The sequence below is a fragment of the Pseudomonas brassicacearum genome, from assembly GCF_003732265.1.
Lineage (GTDB): Bacteria > Pseudomonadota > Gammaproteobacteria > Pseudomonadales > Pseudomonadaceae > Aquipseudomonas > Aquipseudomonas brassicacearum_D.
This window is the reverse complement of record NZ_MOBK01000360.1, coordinates 1-314: the sequence shown is the minus strand read 5'-3', so window position 1 is coordinate 314 and position 314 is coordinate 1. Positions and strand designations below refer to the sequence as shown.

Sequence of the window (314 nt, the reverse complement as noted above, 5' to 3'; positions counted from 1 at the left end):
CCGAAGAATTACCAATGAGTTATAGCTGCTGATTGCGATTTCGCCCTGACCGTCGGGCGGGCGTCATTATTTTGTCTGATTGAGGACCAGCAGCAGCGCTGCCGTTTGCGCATCCGGCGTGCCGTCGAAGCGCGAAGGCCGGAAGTGCATCTGGAAGGCTGCGAGGACGTGGCGCGTCGCAACGTCCAGTTCGCCGGTTTGCGGCGTGTCATAACCCAAGTGCGCCAGTTGTGCCTGGAACCAGCTGATGCTCGGCAGTTCGCCGCTGTTGACCAGCATTTGCTGACGCGCAACCGCCTGTTCGTTCGGCCATA

1 protein-coding gene is annotated in these 314 nt (G+C 59.9%); it reads right to left on the bottom strand.

From position 1 onward, the window contains the following. Positions 1-66: 66 nt before the first annotated feature. Positions 67-314, bottom strand: a 248-nt coding sequence (locus BK660_RS31715) for a peptidoglycan-binding protein (protein WP_185045334.1), incomplete at its 5' end; no start/stop codon positions are given.